The organism is Micromonospora sp. RTBAU3-60 (genome assembly GCF_054963695.1).
Genome location: NZ_JBUEGB010000202.1, coordinates 1 through 657 on the forward strand (window position 1 = coordinate 1; position 657 = coordinate 657).

General features: G+C 67.9%; 1 protein-coding gene. It reads left to right on the forward strand.

Features of this window, described 5'->3' with window-relative positions; genetic code table 11:
* Positions 1-169: 169 nt before the first annotated feature.
* Positions 170-657 (forward strand): transposase (locus ACY34I_RS40560; RefSeq protein WP_462760858.1); only part of this gene is annotated, 488 nt, incomplete at its 3' end.

Consider the following 657-nt stretch of genomic DNA (forward strand, 5'->3'; position numbering starts at 1 on the left):
ACCCTGCTGGTTAATTGCGGCAGGGTCATGACCTGCGGAGATGCGGTCGTGCTGGTCGGGTTGATGCTGGTATCGGCGTGGCGGGTGGTTCGGGTCGTGTCGGTTCGTGGACGATCTTCCGGCGGTCGGTCCCTCTCGCTCTTCGTCCCGGCCGTAGGATCGGGTGTTGATGTCTGTGCAGCCGGCGCCGTGGCCGCAACCCTCGCCGCAGATCGCCGCGGCGGTAGGCCGGATGTACCGGGGGCGGCGGGCGCCGCTGGCGGTGGTCATCCGGGATGAGTTGGGTGAGCTGTATGCCGACGATCAGTTCGCCGCTGCGTTCGGGGTGCGGGGTCGGCCGGGTTGGTCGCCGGGCCGGTTGATGTTGGTGACCGTGTTGCAGTACGCGGAGCATCTGACCGATCGGCAGACCGCGGAGGCGGTGCGGATCCGCATCGACTGGAAATACGGTCTGGGCCTGGACCTGGACGATGAGGGGTTCGACGCCTCGGTCCTGACCGAGTTCCGCACCCGGCTGGTCGAGTATCACCTGGTGGAGCGGGCTCTGGATCTGCTGCTGGCCGCGCTGGTCGAGCGTGGCCTGCTCAAGCCGGGCGGTAAGCAGCGTACGGACTCCACCCATGTGCTGGCCGCGGTACGCGACCTCAACCGCCTCGA